The organism is Halochromatium glycolicum (assembly GCF_016584085.1).
GTDB lineage: Bacteria > Pseudomonadota > Gammaproteobacteria > Chromatiales > Chromatiaceae > Lamprobacter > Lamprobacter glycolicus.
The window spans coordinates 47,460-65,494 of sequence record NZ_NRSJ01000025.1; the positions used below are offsets into that span (position 1 = coordinate 47,460).

16 protein-coding genes, 1 tRNA gene and 2 pseudogenes are annotated in these 18,035 nt (G+C 61.1%); 4 read left to right on the plus strand and 15 right to left on the minus strand.

What is annotated here, in order from left to right:
- The first annotated feature begins 17 nt into the window (after positions 1 to 17).
- Positions 18 to 545, plus strand: coding sequence for a DUF302 domain-containing protein (locus tag CKO40_RS14035; protein WP_200346854.1), 528 nt, complete (start codon positions 18 to 20; stop codon positions 543 to 545).
- Between the two features lie 132 nt (positions 546 to 677).
- On the opposite strand, the gene CKO40_RS14040 is transcribed toward CKO40_RS14035, so the two are convergent.
- The 6 genes from CKO40_RS14040 to CKO40_RS14065 all read right to left on the minus strand — a co-directional run bounded on the left by CKO40_RS14040 (position 678) and on the right by CKO40_RS14065 (position 5,306).
- Positions 678 to 1,187, minus strand: coding sequence for a GlcG/HbpS family heme-binding protein (locus CKO40_RS14040; protein ID WP_242477044.1), 510 nt, complete (start codon positions 1,185 to 1,187; stop codon positions 678 to 680).
- A 238-nt stretch (positions 1,188 to 1,425) separates the two neighbouring features.
- Positions 1,426 to 2,655 carry a flavodoxin-dependent (E)-4-hydroxy-3-methylbut-2-enyl-diphosphate synthase gene (ispG, locus tag CKO40_RS14045; protein WP_200346855.1) on the minus strand — a complete coding sequence of 410 codons (1,230 nt, stop codon included), beginning with the start codon at positions 2,653 to 2,655 and terminating at the stop codon, positions 1,426 to 1,428.
- Positions 2,656 to 2,709: 54 nt separating this feature from the next.
- Positions 2,710 to 3,561: a DUF4743 domain-containing protein gene (locus tag CKO40_RS14050; protein WP_200346856.1), complete on the minus strand. Its 852-nt coding sequence runs from the start codon at positions 3,559 to 3,561 to the stop codon at positions 2,710 to 2,712.
- A gap of 102 nt (positions 3,562 to 3,663) precedes the next feature.
- A complete protein-coding gene (locus tag CKO40_RS14055; protein WP_200346857.1) occupies positions 3,664 to 4,077 on the minus strand; it encodes a secondary thiamine-phosphate synthase enzyme YjbQ in 414 nt (137 codons plus the stop codon).
- A complete protein-coding gene (gene mazG, locus CKO40_RS14060; RefSeq protein ID WP_200346858.1) occupies positions 4,077 to 4,892 on the minus strand; it encodes a nucleoside triphosphate pyrophosphohydrolase in 816 nt (271 codons plus the stop codon). Before mazG ends, CKO40_RS14055 begins: the two co-directional genes overlap by 1 nt.
- A gap of 57 nt (positions 4,893 to 4,949) precedes the next feature.
- On the minus strand, positions 4,950 to 5,306 hold the full coding sequence (locus tag CKO40_RS14065) for a hypothetical protein (RefSeq protein WP_200346859.1): 357 nt from the start codon (positions 5,304 to 5,306) through the stop codon (positions 4,950 to 4,952).
- A 189-nt stretch (positions 5,307 to 5,495) separates the two neighbouring features.
- Between CKO40_RS14065 and CKO40_RS14070 the strand changes: the two genes are divergently transcribed.
- Positions 5,496 to 5,572: transfer RNA gene (locus tag CKO40_RS14070), tRNA-Arg, on the plus strand.
- A 412-nt stretch (positions 5,573 to 5,984) separates the two neighbouring features.
- Here CKO40_RS14070 and CKO40_RS14075 read toward each other — a convergent pair.
- The 4 genes from CKO40_RS14075 to CKO40_RS14090 form a co-directional block, all read right to left on the minus strand.
- The gene (locus CKO40_RS14075) at positions 5,985 to 6,206 is read right to left on the minus strand and encodes a putative motility protein (protein ID WP_200346860.1); all 222 of its coding nucleotides are present in this window, start codon (positions 6,204 to 6,206) and stop codon (positions 5,985 to 5,987) included.
- A gap of 289 nt (positions 6,207 to 6,495) precedes the next feature.
- Positions 6,496 to 7,404 carry a homocysteine S-methyltransferase family protein gene (locus CKO40_RS14080; RefSeq protein ID WP_200346861.1) on the minus strand — a complete coding sequence of 303 codons (909 nt, stop codon included), beginning with the start codon at positions 7,402 to 7,404 and terminating at the stop codon, positions 6,496 to 6,498.
- A 233-nt stretch (positions 7,405 to 7,637) separates the two neighbouring features.
- Positions 7,638 to 7,964, minus strand: a complete 327-nt coding sequence (locus CKO40_RS14085) for a hypothetical protein (protein ID WP_200346862.1) — start codon at positions 7,962 to 7,964, stop codon at positions 7,638 to 7,640.
- A complete protein-coding gene (locus CKO40_RS14090) occupies positions 7,961 to 8,380 on the minus strand; it encodes a BLUF domain-containing protein (RefSeq protein ID WP_200346863.1) in 420 nt (139 codons plus the stop codon). Before CKO40_RS14090 ends, CKO40_RS14085 begins: the two co-directional genes overlap by 4 nt.
- Before the next feature lie 586 nt (positions 8,381 to 8,966).
- Here CKO40_RS14090 and CKO40_RS14095 point away from each other — a divergent pair.
- Positions 8,967 to 9,452 carry a hypothetical protein gene (locus tag CKO40_RS14095; RefSeq protein WP_200346864.1) on the plus strand — a complete coding sequence of 162 codons (486 nt, stop codon included), beginning with the start codon at positions 8,967 to 8,969 and terminating at the stop codon, positions 9,450 to 9,452.
- 173 nt (positions 9,453 to 9,625) lie between these two features.
- Here CKO40_RS14095 and CKO40_RS14100 read toward each other — a convergent pair whose 3' ends face one another.
- From CKO40_RS14100 to CKO40_RS25375, 4 genes and pseudogenes are all read right to left on the minus strand, one after another.
- The gene (locus CKO40_RS14100) at positions 9,626 to 10,216 is read right to left on the minus strand and encodes a hypothetical protein (protein ID WP_200346865.1); all 591 of its coding nucleotides are present in this window, start codon (positions 10,214 to 10,216) and stop codon (positions 9,626 to 9,628) included.
- 395 nt (positions 10,217 to 10,611) lie between these two features.
- Positions 10,612 to 14,217, minus strand: coding sequence for a DNRLRE domain-containing protein (locus CKO40_RS14105; protein ID WP_200346866.1), 3,606 nt, complete (start codon positions 14,215 to 14,217; stop codon positions 10,612 to 10,614).
- A gap of 177 nt (positions 14,218 to 14,394) precedes the next feature.
- Positions 14,395 to 15,513: an ethylbenzene dehydrogenase-related protein gene (locus CKO40_RS24385; protein ID WP_242477045.1), complete on the minus strand. Its 1,119-nt coding sequence runs from the start codon at positions 15,511 to 15,513 to the stop codon at positions 14,395 to 14,397.
- A 60-nt stretch (positions 15,514 to 15,573) separates the two neighbouring features.
- Positions 15,574 to 16,140 (minus strand): annotated as a pseudogene (locus CKO40_RS25375) (cytochrome b/b6 domain-containing protein); the annotation flags it as partial.
- A 416-nt stretch (positions 16,141 to 16,556) separates the two neighbouring features.
- Here CKO40_RS25375 and CKO40_RS14115 point away from each other — a divergent pair.
- Positions 16,557 to 17,723 carry an SGNH/GDSL hydrolase family protein gene (locus CKO40_RS14115; RefSeq protein ID WP_200346868.1) on the plus strand — a complete coding sequence of 389 codons (1,167 nt, stop codon included), beginning with the start codon at positions 16,557 to 16,559 and terminating at the stop codon, positions 17,721 to 17,723.
- A 9-nt stretch (positions 17,724 to 17,732) separates the two neighbouring features.
- On the opposite strand, the pseudogene CKO40_RS24955 reads toward CKO40_RS14115, so the two are convergent.
- A pseudogene (locus CKO40_RS24955) lies at positions 17,733 to 17,834 on the minus strand (hypothetical protein); the annotation flags it as partial.
- Between the last annotated feature and the right edge of the window lie 201 nt (positions 17,835 to 18,035).

The following is an 18,035-nucleotide window of genomic DNA, read 5'->3' on the forward strand; positions in this document are numbered from 1 at the left end:
CCCAAGGAGTTGCTGAGATGCTCAAACCCACCACTGCGCTTGCAGCTGCGCTGCTCGCTACGCTGCCTTTTGCAGCACCCGTCGTTACCGCCTCCGACGCGTTGGACAATGCGCCGGAAGTGAACATGTATGAGATCGGGCAGACGGTCCTCAAGATTGGCCTTGTCGATGGGGTGAGCCCGGATGACGCGGTCGACGCGATGAACTCGAAGGCTGTCGAGCTCAATATGAAATTGGTCGGTCATCAGAATGTCGGTGCCGAGCTCGAGGCTCGCGGCATCGAATCCCCACGACTCGAGATCTTCCAGTTCTGCCGGCCCGAGGACGCGATCAAGATGGTCAAGTTCAACACCATCTATGCGGCCTATATGCCCTGCACCATCTCGTTGGTCGAAGACAGTGACGGACGCTTCTGGCTGGAGATGCTCAACCTCGACATGATCATCAATGCCTACGAGCTGCCGCCCGAGCTACAGGCCATCGCGATCACCGTCAATGGTGAGATGCTGTCGATCATCACTGCCGGAGCAACTGGCAATTTCTAGAAGGCTCCCAAGACGCCTCTCAACAAGGCTCCCAGTAAGGCTCCCAGTAAGGCGCTCCCAGTGGCGCAGTGACAAGGCGTCAAATCGTTTCGCCTGACCGCAAGCGTGCTCGCGGCCAGGCGTTCGCTCCTGTTACATTGCCATATCGAGATCGAGCTGTACCGCGTCGACGCCGGCCTGGGCGCACTCTTCATCGGTCTCACCCGAGGGTGCGCCACTGACGCCGACACCGCCGATCAGCGAACCGCCAACCTCGACTGTCACACCACCGGCCGACATGACCAAGAAGTCCTGACGGCCGACGGCGGTATCGGCGCGTTCCTCGAGTGCTGAGGTCGCCGCGTTGAAATTGACCGCGGTATAGGCCTTCTTGTAGCTAATCGGGATGGTAATCGGTGCGGCGATCGTGTCGCGCAACTGGGTCTGGACGACGCCGTCGCGGTCGACGACGGTGACGCCGATCTGAATCCCCTTCTCGCGGCAGGCGTCGACGGTGGCCTGAGCGATCCGTTGCGCCGTCTGCAACGACATCCGTTTCACCGACACCATCATCGGCTCGTCGGCCGCACTGGCCGTGCCGATCGTAAACGCGCTGGAGAATAGGGTTGCGCCCATCGCAACGGCAATGGCCTGACTTTTCATTGTTTTGATCTCCGCAATTGGGTTGGTGGTGGTCAGACGCCGCGGTGGAACCACGGCAAGGTCTACTGAGGTCGCAGCGGGCGGCTCTTCGCAGCTTACAGATGACCAGCGGAACGGCGGCTGCGGCTCCGCAGCCGAGCCGGAGACGCGCCTGACTGCGCAACTGCCCTTGGGCAGGGATCGATGGACCCGTGATCAGGTTCATCGCCACTCCGGTCCTGAACGCGATGGGCTGCACTCACTGGTGTCCAAAACGCTGGACGATGTAATCGTTGACCATGGTCTTGAATCGTTCGGCAATGTCGGCGCCCTTCAGCGTCGTGACCTTCTCGCCATCGATGTAGACTGGCGCCGAGGGCTGCTCTCCTGTTCCGGGAAGGCTGATACCGATGTTGGCGTGCTTACTCTCCCCGGGGCCGTTGACGACACATCCCATCACGGCCACCTGCAGGGTTTCGACGCCCGGATAGGTCTCACGCCAGACCGGCATCTGATCTCGGAGATAGTCTTGGATATCCTCGGCAAGCTCTTGAAAAACCGTGCTGGTCGTCCGCCCGCAGCCTGGGCACGCCGTGACCATGGGGGCGAACGAGCGCATTCCCATGGTTTGCAGGATCTCCTGCGCGACGACAACCTCCCGGGTTCGTGATTCCCCGGGCGACGGCGTCAACGAAACGCGGATCGTGTCCCCGATTCCCTCTTGCAGTAGCACCGAGAGTGCAGCCGTGGAGGCAACGATGCCCTTCGATCCCATTCCGGCCTCGGTAAGACCGAGATGCAGGGCATGGTCGGTGCGCGCAGCAAGCATCCGATAGACGGCGATCAGGTCCTGCACGCCGCTCATCTTGCAAGAGAGGATGATGTGATCGCGTCCGAGACCGAGCTCCTCGGCGCGCAGCGCACTACTGACTGCAGACTCGACCATCGCCTCGCGCATCACCTCGTCGGCAGGTTTAGGGCTCGGCGACTTGGCGTTGTCGTCCATCATCCGCACCACCAGTTCCGGGTCGAGGCTGCCCCAGTTGACCCCGATGCGCACGGGGCGATCATAGCGGCAGGCGATCTCGATCATGGTCGCGAACTGGGCGTCCCGCTTCTCACCACGACCGACATTGCCTGGGTTGATCCGATACTTGGCCAGCGCTTCGGCGCAGGCTGGGTAGTCGCTCAGCAGCCGGTGTCCGTTGAAGTGGAAGTCACCGATCAGCGGCACCGGCACGCCCATCGAATCGAGACGCTCGCGAATCCGCGGTACAGCCGCGGCGGCGGTCTCGTTGTTCACGGTGATGCGCACGAACTCAGAGCCGGCACGCGCCAGCTCTGCGCATTGGGTCACTGTCGATTCGATGTCCGCGGTATCGGTATTGGTCATCGACTGCACCCGCACGGGCGCATTGCCTCCGACATTCAGATTACCGATGACGACAGGAACCGTTTGACGACGCTGGATCAAGGTCTGATTGCTCATAAACCCCTCAAAGATGAAGCCGCAAGTGCTCAGCCTGGTATCGACATCGCTGGATCAGGCAAGTGACCGCAGCCGCTGAACGATCTCAAGATAATCGGGATGGTCAGGCGTCAACAGCCCATGCCGAACAAGGAAGTCGATGATGACCAAGTTACAGTTGAGCTTGAACGCATCACTGTCGCGGACGATCTCAGCGACCTGCTCGACCGGCCAGAGATGGAAGCCGGCGACCTCGCCATCATGGCAGCGCGGCTCGAAATCCGCCGGCAGCTCCAGGTCGTAGCAGTACATCACGTCCGGTTTGAGGCCGCGCTTAGACGCCCGGCAGTAGGTAATGGCGCCAACCGAGGTCGCGCGTTCGGCGAGCGCCTTCGGCATCCCCGCCTCTTCCGCGCACTCCTTGGCCAGGTTCTCCCGCAGCGTCAGCCCCCAGGGCAACCCGCCTGCCACCATGTTGTCGAGCCGGTTCGGGTACACCCGTCGGTCCGCCGAGCGTCGCGCGATCCACATATGGAGCCCATCAGGGCGGCGCACAAAACCGTTGATATGCTGGCCGAACGCTCGGACCCCAAAGTAGGGGGCGCAGGCACGATCGATCAGAAAGCGCGCGTCCTCCCGCCGGCCTGGTGTGACCGGATACGACTCGCCGTGCTGGTGATCGATCAGTCCGCGCTCGAAGAGCTCGGCGCAGACGCCCTGCATTGCGGTCGTGCGCGCCTCGAATCCGGCCGGCGCGTCGAACCAATGCAGGCCATCCGGGTTCAGCACGAATCCGCAGGGCAGCTCTACGAGGCGCTCGGCGAAGACCCGATGAACCATTCCAAGACGTTCGCCGCTGACGACAAAGGCGACGAACTCGCCCGGCGCCCAGCGGTTACATTCATCGATGCGCGCGAGAAAGCTCATACAGGGATCAGTGCAGACGCCAGGGAAGGTTCAGTGACGCGCATTCGGATGGTGTCGGCTCGGAACGCTCGGCATCGCTGATCGAAACGGCGCGGGCCCGGCTCAGCCTGCCGAATCGGCCAGCACGGTGCAGACCGCACGCCTGTCACCACGCGGACCATCGAACTCACAAAAGAAGATGTTTTGCCAGGTCGAGAGACCAAGCTGGCCGTCGATCAACGGGATCGTCTCGGAGGGACCGACCAGACCAGCCTTGAGGTGCGAATCACCATTGCCATCCTGTGCATCATGCCGCCAGACCCCGTTCGGGATCAGCTTGCGCAGCAGATCGACGACATCGCTCTGGACGCTGTCATCCCAGTTCTCCTGGATCATCACAGCGGCGGTCGCACCTTGCGCGTAGACATTGACCAACCCGTTGCGAACGCCGCTGCGGCTGACCACGTCGCGCACTTGCGGGGTGATATCCACAAGCACCTCGCGGCTGCGCGTCACAAGCCGAATCGTCTCTTTCATCAATGCTCCTCTGCCTTGACGATCTCCCACAGCCGGTCCATCTCGGCGTGCTGCGACCTCGAGGGCACCTGACCGGCGGCCCGCAAACAGACCTCGACCCGTTGGAAGCGGCGCTCGAAGCGGTGGCTGGCTGCGCGCAGCGCCTGCTCGGCATCGACCCCAAGATGGCGGGCGAGATTGACACAGGAGAACAGCAGGTCGCCGACCTCGTGGACGCGTTCGGTCGGATCTGCATGCTCGGCAAAGGTTTCCTCGCACTCGTGCAATTCTTCGCGGATCTTCTCGACGACATGGTCCAAGCCATCGAGGTCAAAGCCAACGTTCGCCGCCCGCTTCTGTAGCTTCTCGGCTCGGACCAACGCCGGCAGGGCCTGGGCAACGCCATCGAGCACACTGATATGAGGCCGCTCGTGCTTGGTCTCACGCTCATCGGCCTTCATCCGCTCCCAGTTTGCGCGTACCTCCTCTTCGGACTCGACCCGCACATCGCCGAAGACATGCGGATGACGCCGGATCATCTTGTCGCAGATCGCCTCGACGACATCGGCGAAATCGAAGGCATCTCGCTCTTCCGCCATACGGGCGTAGATCGCCACCTGGAACAGTAGATCACCCAGCTCCTCACGCAGCTCGGGCATATCATCGTTCTCGATCGCCTCGGCGACCTCATAGGCCTCTTCCAGCGTGAACGGAAGGATGCTGCGCGGCGTCTGCTTCAGGTCCCAAGGACAGCCGCGCTCCGGATCACGCAGCCGCGCGACGATCTGCAACAAGGCGTCGATCTGACGAATCTCTTCGGGAGGCTGGTTGCTCATTGCGGGTCCTGCGATTGCCATTGCGCGCTCGATCTTGGATGCCAGAAAAGGGCTAGCTCAGGGCCTCACCAGCACATCGAACAGCACCCCAAGCAGTACGGCAGCGATTCCACCCCACTTCCAATAGCCGACCGGTATCCCCGCCACTTCGCCGGGCTTGATCCGGCCTGGGTCCTTCAGGATCGACCATAGGTGCGGGCCGGCCAGGAACCAGGGGATGAACCCAAAAAAGACCGGGATCGACACCCACAGCGGCACCGGCTGGTTGATGTACATCAAGACCAGTAGCGCCGGCCAGAGCACAAGATACCCGGCGCTCAACTTCGCATCGAGGGGGCGCTCGCGTGTCTGCAGGAACGCAACCAGAGCACCAGCCGCCCACAGCGTCGCGAGCGCGATCAATACAAGCCGCATCTCAAATCCCGGGGCCGATCGATTAGTATGGATGCCAACGGCTAGCCGGCTAGCCTTGGCTCGAGCGCGAAGGATACACGATCAGGCCTTTCACCTGTTGCGGCGAGCGTTCTGGACAACGAGCCACAGGATTCGCAACATCCGAGTATTGACAGCAGCGCCACCGAGCGCGACAATGCTTCGCTCGACGCGCCAGTAGCTCAGCTGGATAGAGTACCTGGCTACGAACCAGGTGGTCGGAGGTTCGAATCCTTCCTGGCGCGCCATACTTTTCAGCGTATTGCGCTGACCTCTCCCTCTCTGATTGGGACGACATAACCTGATCGGTGACGTCGCATCGGGCGGTTGACTTTGTGCAGACCCTCGCGCAAAGCGCATCGCCTCCGATGCGAGCTGTGCGTACCGCTCCCTGATCACGACCGATGCCTGGCCCAAGATGTTACGGACCGCGGCCAGCGGCACGCCCGCGTGCAGCCGCCAGCTGGCGCAGGTGTCGCGCAGATTCTAGAATGGGATATCGCGCCTCAAGCAGCGGCGCTGCGACAGCCGCCCTGCGTCAAGCCCAATCCCTCACGAAAGACCCCATCCTAATCGCGCCTGTGACGGCGCCCGCTCAGCGGTCGATTGGGCAAGAGCGGATTCAGCAAGATGGGGATCGCTCTTCAGGCGGGATGGCAGTCAGGCATAGGTATTGATTTGGGTACCAAGGTGGCCCTCAGATGCGAGGTTGGAACCCGATCCCGCGCCCGTACCGGCCATTGAGGACTCCATCAGCGCAGTCACCTGCTGCTTTTGCATATCGAGCGCTTCCCGCAGGATCTGCATCTGAGCCTGTTGCGCGGTCTGAGCTTGGCTCATGCCCAGCGATGCACTGACGGCCGTGTTGACGGAAGCATCCATGATGAGACCCTCTGTAGTCTGCAATGTACGCCTAAAGAGGGTAGCAGACGGTCACGACACCAGCAAAACGCGAGGCACTCGGACGCGAACCCGGTCACAGTCTCTCGTAGCGCCCGGTTCGGGCACGCGTTCTGCGTGCTGGCGCGCCGGCACCGACTTGCTGAGCGGATAGCGACCCTGCTGAGCGGATAGCGATGAGGCGGGCGTCGGATTCGCGTCGACGAGCGCTCAAAGGATCGCCACTTCCGGGCATCTGCTGCTGCTCAGGGCGACCTGAGCGCGCGCAAGATCACCGCGACGATGGGCGGACAACGGTATGGCCTGCGGCCTCCAGGCGCTCGCGCAGGTGGCGGATGTGTGACGGCCCAACCTCGCAGCAGCCCCCGACGATCGAGGCCCCGTGCCCTACCCACCCCATCGCGAAGTCGGCGTAGGCCTCCGGTGAGAGGTCGCGTCGGGCCTCGAGCGCATCAACCGTCCCGCCGGGCTTCAGGCCATCGATCGACGTGAAGCCGTTGGCGTAGGCGCCGGTCACGCCGCCACTGGCAGCAAAGACATCCCAAGCGGCGGTGATCGCCTCGGGGCGGGAACAATTGAGCAGCCGGGCATCGATACCGAGCTCGCGCAGCGCCGCCACGGCCTCGGCGAGCGGTTCGCCGTTGCGCAGCGTGATGCTGTCGTCGTCCGTGATCGTCAGACTGATCCAAACCGGCAGGTCGCTCTCGAGCGCGGCGCGGGCGGCCGCGCTCGCCTCAGCCGTGCTCGCGAGGGTCTCGCCGAGGAAGAGATCCACATGTTCGGCCTGCGCGGCGACGATCCGGCGGTAGGCAGCGAGCGCCGCCTCGTCGCTCGGCGACACCTCGGGATGATAGCTGGCGACCAACGGCGGCAGGCAGCCGGCGATGGCCACATCCCGCCCACTCTCATCGCGCGCCCTGGTGACGATCTCGCAGGCCTGCGCCTGCAGCCTCTCGAACAGCTCCTCACTACCCTGCGCGGCCAGCCTCTGCGGGGTCACCGCATAGCTGTTGAGGGTGAGCACCGTCGCCCCCGCGTCGATATAATCACGGTGGACGGCGGCAACGAGCTCCGGCTCATCAAGCAATATCTTCGCCGACCACAGCGGTGAGGCGGGCTGGCTTGAGCGAGCGATCAGTTCCTGCCCCATGCCGCCGTCGAGAAGGACAATCTCGTTCATGTTGAGGGCTCCGGTTCCAGTCTCGGATCGCGTGATACGCTGCCTCGCCGCCGGGACGGGCACGATAGCCTAGCAGGCTAATCATCCCATCGGGATGCAACAGCCGGCAAGCCGCCTCTAGGGTGAGAACAGTGGTATAGCCACTTACGCTGGCTTCCGGACAGGCTGAGCCCCTCGGTGCTGACTGTCCCGGGGCTTTCTGTCCGGCGATCAGGCGGAATGGCTATATTCGCCTATCCATCGGATTCATCATCTGTCGTCGCTGCCAATCGCTCCAGCACTTCGGCATCGAGCGGCTTCAGGCCGATCAGCGCGCCAAGCCCGTTTCCGAGCTCGAACTGACCGTGCATCAGCAGCATCGCCGATAGCGCGGCGACAAATGCACGGGCGCGCTCGTCGGCGCTCGCCTCCTCCCCAGCCTCGGCCAGCGCCTTCTGGATCAGTTCGAGGTCGATCAGCTCGATCAGGCTGTCTTCGTCTGAGGCCAAGGGGTCTGAGGCCAAGGGGTTCGAACGGGTACCGAGCTCGTTCAGTTGTTCGCCGTCGTCTCGATCCCTCACCTTGTCGAACCCTGGATCAGCGACTGCATGATCTGGATCAGCTCCGGACCATTACTCGCATGCTGGTCGTACAGGCAGTCGATCAGCGATTTACGCCGTTCCAGCATCCGCTCAGGTGCCACATCGACATGCCCCATGGCCCAGTCCTTGAAGACCCTGTTCCTCAACGGCGTGATGCCGATCAACTGGCAATCCTTATGTCGGCGGTCGTCGAGGATACACAAGTAGCTCTTCAGGACCTCTCTTTGCGGACCTTCCAAGACCTGGATAAAGTGACCACCGCCTGAGCACAGAACACCGGTGATGCCGTTTTGCCTGTTATTGGTCCGGGAACTTTGCAAGATATCGTTCAGATCACCTTCGGTGAGCGAATCGGCGGCCGAGCTCAGATACAGCAAAGCAATCAGGTCGATCATCATTAGACTCAAGCGGTCAGCGTCTACGGACTTTCAGTTCGGCCGAGTCTAAGCCCCGGCACTGGATAGGTGCCAGGCCACGACAACGCCCGTTTGTTACCGGTCAATCCCAGGGATGCGATAGGTAACGACGTGCGGCCGGACCTCTTGGACTGCTCCCGTGCCGCCTCCTGGACCCGGGTTACCGTGACACAGTGGCTGTTAACGCCTCATTCCCCGACATGGTTGGCCGCCATCGTCGTGAGACCGCTCTCGCTCAGAGACCGGATCAGCCTGCTCAGCGCGGCGAGATGGATGCGCTCGTTCGGTCCCAGCCGATCGCAGATCGATAGCAGGGGGCCCCTCAGCTGACCGGGAAGCTTGAGCCAGGGCAAGACTGGAGGACGAAGCCGTCCGGTAACGCTTGAACGGCGATCATTGATCCCTGTGGTGGACATCGGAACGGATCAGCGCGGAGGATCGGTGGTCTTTCGCTTTTGTACGGAGACCGTCAATGCGCCCAACTTGGTCCGTTCGGTGTGCCCTGATCGCGGCACTTGTTTGGGTGCAGTGTCCATCAGCGCTAGCCGAGGGGGGTTGGACGAGTATGCACCTGTACGACGAGGTCGAGGACGTGGGCGTCCGAATCGCATCAGCAAGCAGCTCGGACGCCCATCAATTCAAGGTTCACGCGCCAAGCCACGAGACGCGGATCTGGGCCACCTTCCTGCTGCCTGCGGATTCAGCAATCCCGCTGGACACCGACTGGGGGCTGCGCTGGACGCTTGACGACAACGACGACAACAACCAGGATTTTTCACTCGCTGAGGTCACCCAGGCCGTCAGCGTCTACTGCGATGATCCCCCAGCCGCCCTTTCCCACGCCGGCCCTCGCTACATCACGTTCGCGATTGCGGCGGTCGACAATCTCGGCAATCCGGCCTCAGCGCTTACGGCACTGCATTCAGCCCATGGCCAGCTTCGCGTGACCTATCGCCTTGAGGACGGCGGTTACCGAGAAGTGGCTTTTAGCCTGGCAGGAGCCGCAGCGGCGATCGATAAGGTACTGGCGCTCTATGAAGCATCGCAATGAGTAATCATCGAGGCCCTGAGCAGCCGATTCTGGAGGTATTGGGGGCTTCACCGCCCCCACCTGCCATAGAGCAGCTATCGCGCCAACGCGGAGTGAAGGTGCTGCTAAGTTTTCCGATACAAGCACCTAGTCGGCCCGGTTCCTCAGGACCAGACGATTGACGCCATTGGGGCTCAAACAGCCTTTCTACGCCACCCGATGCCGGCCAGACCGATCACAGCCGAGCCGAACAGCCAAGCAGCCGCCGGTAGGGGGACGACTGTGATGCTGCCCGGGTTCAGTTCGTCGACCGCAATTTCGCTGGCGAATGCATCGGCACCGATTAGAAACACATTGCTGAAATCAATGTCGCTTGTCCCCTGAGCGACCCCCTCGAAATAGAGGGTCGCGAGCAAGAAGGCATCCGGCTGCAGGTTGTCGAGAAACTCGGTAGATTCCAGCGACACCTCATATAAGCTGCCGCTGCCAGCCGCTGTGTCGTCCCACTCCGGGGGAAACGAGGGATCAGGCCCGCCCAGCCAAGTGCTGAAGCTCACGTCGGTCAGCGAAACGACACTATCATCGTAGGAAACCCTCAAGTCAAAGCCCCCTAGCGTCGGCGCGGTGAAGTCCCCAAGCCCTGAAATGCGCAGGTTGACCTGCGTCTGATCGCCGACCTCAATCGGGTCAGCCGGAGTCAGTGCAGAAATCGTCGCCGAGAAGGCAACGGCGGGAACAGCCAGAGTCGAGAGCAGGCCAGCGAGCGCGAAAACAGATTTATTCATTATGGAATCTCCCAGAAAGTGAATTATCCTCCAACCGCACAGGCAGAGGGGTAACGGAAAAAGGTCGTGCACCTTGCTATCAACACATCGGTCTTTGTCTGCGCCTCTAGAGCTCATCAATCCCAGGACACATGCTGAGTTTTATCGCACTCAAGTGTATTTTTCTATGGACTTCAACCGCTTTGCAGTCCTTTCCCGGGCTCAGTCGATCTGCAGACGGAAGCGGCGAGTCCGAGAAGGGACAACCCAAAAAGGAACATCGAGGGCACGTTTGCTTAGCGCGAGCCTGCGGTGCATTGGGCTAATTGCTTCATGGTTTCGGGCACTCCTTAGGATGGAGACGGGCAGGAGATGGCACCGGTCGCCATCGATGGGCGACCGGCGCCTCACGGGGGCTAGTTCCTCAGCTCAAGGATGAGGAGTCGAGCGTCGCGAATCGAAATGACACCATCGCCATCGAGGTCACACCCCGGACAGCTGCTCGCCGGCTGACGGAGATGACTGCGCATCGTATTCACATCGTCGCTGTCAACGACACCACTCCCGTCGGCATCGCCACGCAAGCTGTAGAAGACGGTCAGTCTAGGCCGTCGGCTTAGCGCATCGGTGCCGTTATAGAGGTCGGTCGCGATATCCCATCCATCGGTGCTCTGGTTCAGGATCAGCCAGCCTTCCGCACCTTGACCCGCAGCCCAGGCCTGTACGCTTGGCGTCACATCGAAGGTGGTGTAGGTACCACCCTGCAGGTTCGGCTTGCTGTCATCTGGAGCTGCAATCGCTTCGATATCATCCGCTTGCACGCCATTGACAAAGCTATTCCAGTTACTTCCCCCGTCCCAGGGCAGAAGCATCTGATGCAAACCGACGGGACCGTTGGTCGCGCTAGTGATCCAGAACCGGAGCTCGGCAGCAGTAACAACGGCATTCGCAGGCAAGCCGTCGAACAAACCATCGAATCGAACCAGCCCGTGAGACACACCCGGCCCACCGTAATCGCTGGTTGACTGATCGAAGCTCAGCGATTCGCCGGCAAAGCTGTCATTGGGGCTTGCCGAGGCAATCGCGATCACCTGGCTTCCGGTGTAGCCATCGGTGCCCTCGCTCAGTACAACCTTCAGGCGATCGTCCACCGGCGTGCTGATCAGAACCTCGTTCGACCATTCAGAGGAGCCAAACACGTTGTTGGCACGCACGCGGTAGTAGTAGTCCGTTCCGTCCATCAGTTCTGACTGGCTGAAGCTCGTGACATCCGCGTCCAGTCCGCCTGCAACCGTCTCCCAAGGGCCTTCGGTGCCGATCTTGCGATCGATACTAAGATTGCTGATGTTGGCTGGCTCTTCGTTGTTGGTCCAGCTGATCACGATGTCGGTGTAAGAGGTCGCCTCGCCGTTGAGATTGCTCGGTGCTGATGGTGGCTCACCGCTCAGGGCCTGGAACGGAACGCTGATGACCTCACCATAGAAAGGCGCAGCGTGCAGCGAGATGCTATCCGGCAACGCGAACGGCTCGCTTTCGCTCACCTCACCGACTCCCTCAACATAATTCACTAGCTCACCGCTCTCGTAGCGTGCGGTCACCACGGTGTGGATGTCGATGCGGGCCGGCTCTTCACCTGCTGCCGGAAACACGTGGTTCCACTTGAGCTGATTCAGAGACGCACTGTCGAGGGTCCAGGACTTATCGTCATTATCGGCGCGGGGCGTTGCACCCCAGCTTCCCTCGCCCACATAGAGCACCCCGTTGTCGTCATCACGAACGAAGCCCATGTCGTTGCCGGGCTCGTCCGAGCGGCGCAGCGGGAAGGTGAACTTGTGATTGTGGGTATCGCTCTCGTTGGCGATAGTGAGCCCGTAGGTGTCGAACAGCTCCGCCCAAGCGAGCTCATGATCATTCTCGGACTTGCTCGAGGTGTGAGGACGGATCGGCTTATGGTAGCCGGCGATCTTGAAGGTATCGGCAGCATGCACGGCCAGGTCTTCGCCGAGCCAGAGCAACTGTTGCTCATGAGCCGCCTGCATTCCGTTCAGGTAGAACTGCGAATTCAGGTTGATCACGTGCAGCAGACCACCGCCAATGGTCCAAGAGCCATAGCTGTAATCGGCTGACTGGGCCGGATCGGCGTTTCCGGAATCGAACAGGTTGTAGAGCACCTCGAAGTCACCGTCTTCGTGGTTCCCATGTACAGCAATGATCGGATACATCCGCCCGTCGTTCGATTTGGTGCCTTCTGACCAATCGGTCAGCCACTGCAGCCAGCTTGCGTCACTGGTGCCATCGCCGGAATTGAAATCCCCGGTGAAGAGAACGAAGAGCGGGCGTAGCTTCGCGACCATCTGGTTGGACCAGCGGCCGGCTTGCAATGCGTTACCGGAGGATTTGGTATCGCCCCCGGTGATATAGGTGAATGCCTTGGGTACGCTTGGCGCCGTGCGGAACCACATGCAGTCGCCGACGCCGTCGGAGTCAGCGATCACAAAACGATAGTCGGTGTCCGCCATGAGCCCACTCAACTTGGCGAAGTGGTTATTCATGGAGCGATAAGGCGTGATTCGCTGAGGCGCCTGACTCATTGTGTAAGTATCGAGGTCTGTTGGGCAGCCCTCGGCCGGATTGTAGAGATCGTAGTGAACTTTGGCGCCAATGCCACGCACCTGATCCCAGATCACATTCATCTGCGTTGTCGGATCATCGCCGGGAGCCCAGGTGAGGCGAACACGGTAGCTCGAAGGAGTACTCTGCTCGCCGATGAAGCGCACAACGAGCGCTGGGGCAAGCGCGCTATCACCATCGAAGGATTCGGCGGTTCGTTGGCCTTCACCCTGAATGACGAACGCCATCGCGTTACCCTCTTCCCAACCGTCGCGATCGACGATCTCCTGGACAATCGCAGTCAGATCCGGCGTCCGTTGATTCTCACCACCAGGCTCGCCTTCTTCGGCAAGCGTCCACTCTGGAGCGCCGGACCAACTCGCCGAGGCCGCGGTCTTAGCACGGCTTGAGATGTTGTAGGCAACATCTTGAAAGGGGTTAGCGTTGTCGGCGGCCTCGCCCCAGATCGTCACATCGAAGGGGTCCGAGTTTTTGTCACCCTCATCGACCGCGAACTGAAGATGCGCCGAGAGGATCTGCGCGCCTTTCGGGATCGTCACCTCGGTAAGGCGAATACCGACGGTCTGAGTACGCTCGGGCTCATTCGCATGGTCTTCGACGAGCTCGAGGTCGGAGCTGTCGATATCCATCACCCCCGGACCATCATCACCCTCCTCCGCGTCATCATCGGAGGCTGCAACCCGGTAGGTCTCGAGCGATGGCACCCTCAATATCAGTTCAGGAGCGAGGTCGGCGACCTCGACCTCGTCGATAGAGCCGTCATAGGACTCTGCAGTACGGGTGCCTGAGCCACTGAGGACAAAGGCCATCGGGTTACCGCTCTGCCAGCCAGGCAGATCCACAATCTCCTGAACGATGTTAGTAATCTCCGGCGTGCGCTGGGCCTCACCAGCCTCGTGCTCGACGGTCCAAGCCGGGATGTCGAACCACTCCGTCTGGGCCGCTGTCAGGGGCCGATCGCTGATGTCGAAGTTGGTCTCACTAAAGGTCGACGGGTTTGCGGTTGCTTGACCGTGGATAGCGACCTCGAACGGATCACGGTTCTTGTCGTCCTCATCAGTCCTGAACTGCAGGTATGCGCCGAGGATTGGCAGCCCTTGAGGAACCTCGATCCCATTAAAGCGCAGGCCGATGTATTGAGCATCTCCAGCATTGTCCTCAGTAAGCTCGAGGTCTGAGCTCCCTATGTCCATTACCCCAGCGAACTCTTCCGCGTCATCACTACTGGTGATGATCTGGTAACGAAGTGTCTGATTGGCCTGGGCTATCGGCGACAGCATTGACGCGGCAAGCGTCGCAGTTGCTATCGCCCCAGCAAGCTTGGTGAGGCCCGTTCTCGATCGGTACATCAGCGCCCCCTGATTGGGAATATCGTTGGATAGGCGGCTCAACTGGACGTCAACGGTTCGGGACCGGTCCTCCAAAACGTGATCATTGTCACAGCTTGAGCGCAGCAGACATGCTACCGATCAGGCGTGACGGTTTAAGGTCGGTCAGGTTTCGGTTTTCTAGCGAAGCTGACCAGTCGTGAACGCACCGCCTGGCTTCGCGAGACGCCAGCCAGTCAGTCAGTTCAACTGCAGCTGCACCGGGCGCAGGTGGTAGGCGTGTCGAGTTTGGCTGTGATCAAACACGGCGACCCACAGCAGGGTTCCGTCTTCGATCGGGATATCGCGCTTAGAGCCGGTGTCGAGCCTGCGGCTCAGCTCGAGGTACCACCGTCCCTCAGACCAGCGACCCTGCGCTTTGATATCGCCTCGGTCGCCAGTGAGCTGGCCTGTGGGCAGCACGCTCGGCAACAAGGTTCCGACTGGGAGCGGATCGATTCCGGCCGCGTAAGGCCGGGTGTCGTTGAACTCAATCCACCCCTTGATCGAGGAAGGCCCTCGTGCGCCCCCAGCTGAGGCTGTCTCGATGAACCCAGGCTCAGCGATGTCCCGGGGGTCATCTGGCAGGCGCAGCGGCAGAACCCAACCTTCGTCGAAGAACTCCCAGTTCATCTCATAGCCGCTGTAGGTACCCGGCGGGTCTTTGCGATAGCCAGCGGTGTAGCGCGGCAGCCAGGCGCCACTGTCCGGGTCCCGGACGCGCGGCGTCGCACTGGGCGCCGGTAGCGGAGGCCCAAAGAAGTTATCATCCGCCTGCCGTTGGTAGGCGTTGCGCACCGATTTCCAGTGCCAGACATCGAGTATGGTGCCATCGGTGGTGTAGTGCAGACCGCGCCCGCCTGGGGCGCCCGGTTCCCCCTTTAGCGGGCGGGTGCCGAGGTGGACTGAGGTCAACGCGGCCATCGGATTGGATGACGCCAGCATCAACGCGAGCTTGTCTTCGTAGTAGCGGTTCTCGTCCGCTTGCCGATAGGCTGTCTGCATGATTTGCCAGCCCCGCTCGGTCTTGCGCAACGGGACATGTGCTGCGCTATGGGTCGGATCAGCCCATTCGCACAACAGGTAAATGCGCTCGCCATCGTACAAGCCCTTGAGCACCACCGTCGTCTCCCCACCCGGGAGGTTTGCCCCGTTAGCCAGACTCAATTCAACCGTGGTTGCACTGTTCCAGACGGCATCGTCCGGCCAGCCGTCGATGCGCGGGGCGGTGTTGGTGCGCTCAATGCTCAGGTGGTGCAGCAGAAGACGGTCCATCGCGACCGCACCGCCAACCGCCCCAAGAGCGATTACCATAGACATGGCCGCGATGCGGCTGTGGACGTTGCGGGGTAGAAAGATCGTGGCTAGCCTACGCAATCCGCCGCCGGCGATCTGAAGGCCGACATGTGCGATCGCGTATCCGACAAGGCCCCAAGCCGCCAGGCGATGCAACGCCTCGATCGCGGCCGTGGTCGGCCAAGCAGCATTGAGGTATTGCAGCAATCCCGTCATTGCCGCTAGCGAAAGCAGGCCGAAAGCCAGCCAGTACAGCTTCCGATCCAATCGCTGCAAGCGAACGGCGGACTGAGCGCTAGAGGTGCTTTTATTTTCAGTATTTCGCAAGTGCGTCAGGCGACGCCCAAGCCCGGAGCTGATCTGATAGAGCGTGTAGGTCAGCATCAAGGCCAGGACCACGCAGCCCGATATCAGGTGCCAATAGAAGACGGTCCCTTGGGGCAGGACAGGGGCCAAGGCCGCAGAAACGATTGCATCAGGCGCATCCGCTGCGATTCGCCAACCGGTCGCGAGGCTGATGCCGATCGACAGGACAACAAGCCAGTGGATCAGTATCGTCGCCAGCGGAGCACGGCGAAGAGTCTTGCCCTGCGGTCGAAGAGATGGACCGGCTACGGTCGCGTCTGTTCCTGTCATCAAACTTTTTTGCATCACAGAGGGACTGATCGTAACGCCGGGGCCGACGAGTGGAACGCCGGCTCCTCATGAGATTCAGACCACTAGGCTAGCAACTGTTGATGACCGTTTTGCGAACGAGAGGTCCTCCTCTTCGCATCTCGTTAACATGTCGACCAGACTAAACGGCCCTATCACAATGCCCGGCTAGCCTGCACAAGCTGCTGATTTGTTAGGCCGCAGAGAGCATTCTGTTAGGGCTTCTTATAGTCACTCGCCCGGGCTCCGGACAGGCTGAGCCCATCGGTGCTGACTTTTCCGGCGCTTTCTGTCCGGCGATCAGGCGGAATGGCTATAACTCTGACCCCGCATTGCGCGGTGATTGTCTTGCATTGATGGTTTCGCTCCGCTCCTTGCTCCGCTCACTCGCTTTGCTGACTGTCGCCACGGTCGTGGCACTGCTGCTCGGCGAAGTCGGTCTGCGCCTTGCCGGCCAGTCCTACTACTGGGCGTTCGCGAAGCGGCCTGACCCGGTCCTTGGATGGCGGCCACCACCCGATCGCTCGGCTTGGCAACGCTTTGAAGGCGAAGCGCTGGTGCGCACCAACGCCCTCGGCTTTCGTGACCGCAACCATCGTCCGTCGAAACCTGAGGACGTGCTGCGCATCGCCGTGCTCGGTGACTCATTTACCGAAGCCGTTCAGATCCCGGTTGAGCAGACCTGGTGGCGCCTGATGGAGGCGAGCTTGAATCGCGGCGCTTGCGCTAGCGATACGCCCGACAAATCGTTCGAGGTGCTGAACTTCGCCGTAAGCGGCTACAGCCCCGCGCAGTCGCTGCTGGCATGGCGAACCTTTGCGAAACAGTTCTCGCCCGATGTCGCGATCCTGGCGTTCTTCATCGGCAACGATTTGACCGAGAGCGTTCGTCCCCTGGATCAAGAACCGCTGCGGCCTTACCTCATACCAACTGAGCAAGGTCTTGTTCTCAATACGGAATTCCGGCATTCGCCCGAATACGCTGCCGCAACGGGCCTGACAGGGCGGACTCGGCAATGGCTTGTAGAGCATTCGCGCATTGCGCAACTCGTGCTGCAGGCACGTGATGCGCTACGAATGCGCAAGATCGCTCCCGCGACCACATCACGCCAAGATGGGCCGCAAGAGCTCGGCGTCGACAACGGCGTCTATCGCCAGCCCACCACACCAGCCTGGACGGCCGCCTGGGACACGACAGAGGCGATCTTGGCGGCCTTTACCGCAGAGGCTCGCGCAAGCGGCACCGCGCCGGTGCTGATGATCATCGGCACCGGGGCACAAGTCCATCCCAACGCCCATGGCCGCGCGCAGTTTGCTGCAGCACTTGGCGTTGACGATCTCGGTTACCCGGTACGCCGACTGCTGCGAGTGGCGACACGACATCGAATAGCGGTACTGAACCTTCCTGCACGCTGGACGGCTCCAGGCCAGACATCCGATCAGCCCCTATATGGTCTACCTGGCGGCCGACCCGGTTTTGGGCACTGGAATCAACAGGGTCATGCCGAAGCCGCTGAGGCCGCGGCCGGACTGGTATGCAGACTTCAGGCAGCTCTGTCTTTGGGAGACTCCGGACGCTGAGTACTTCACCTCGTCCTTGCTGACGCGCTGGCCGATCTCGTCGAAGAACTTGCGCGCGCAGGCAATCTTGGTCTGTTCGATCTTGCGGAGCTTCATGGACGACATGTTGCCTTTGGTCTCAGCAGCGCAGCAATTCCCGCCGCAAAAATATCTGCTTTAGAAACAATAAGTTGGCTTTGAGCCGAAAAAAATCTTTCGTAAACTTTTGAAGCCGAATCAGTATACTGCCACGACCTTCTCAAGCTGCGAGGCAGGTATTGATGAGTGGTCCGTTCTCACGCCAGCACCTCAGCGTCGCGGGACTGCTGCGCG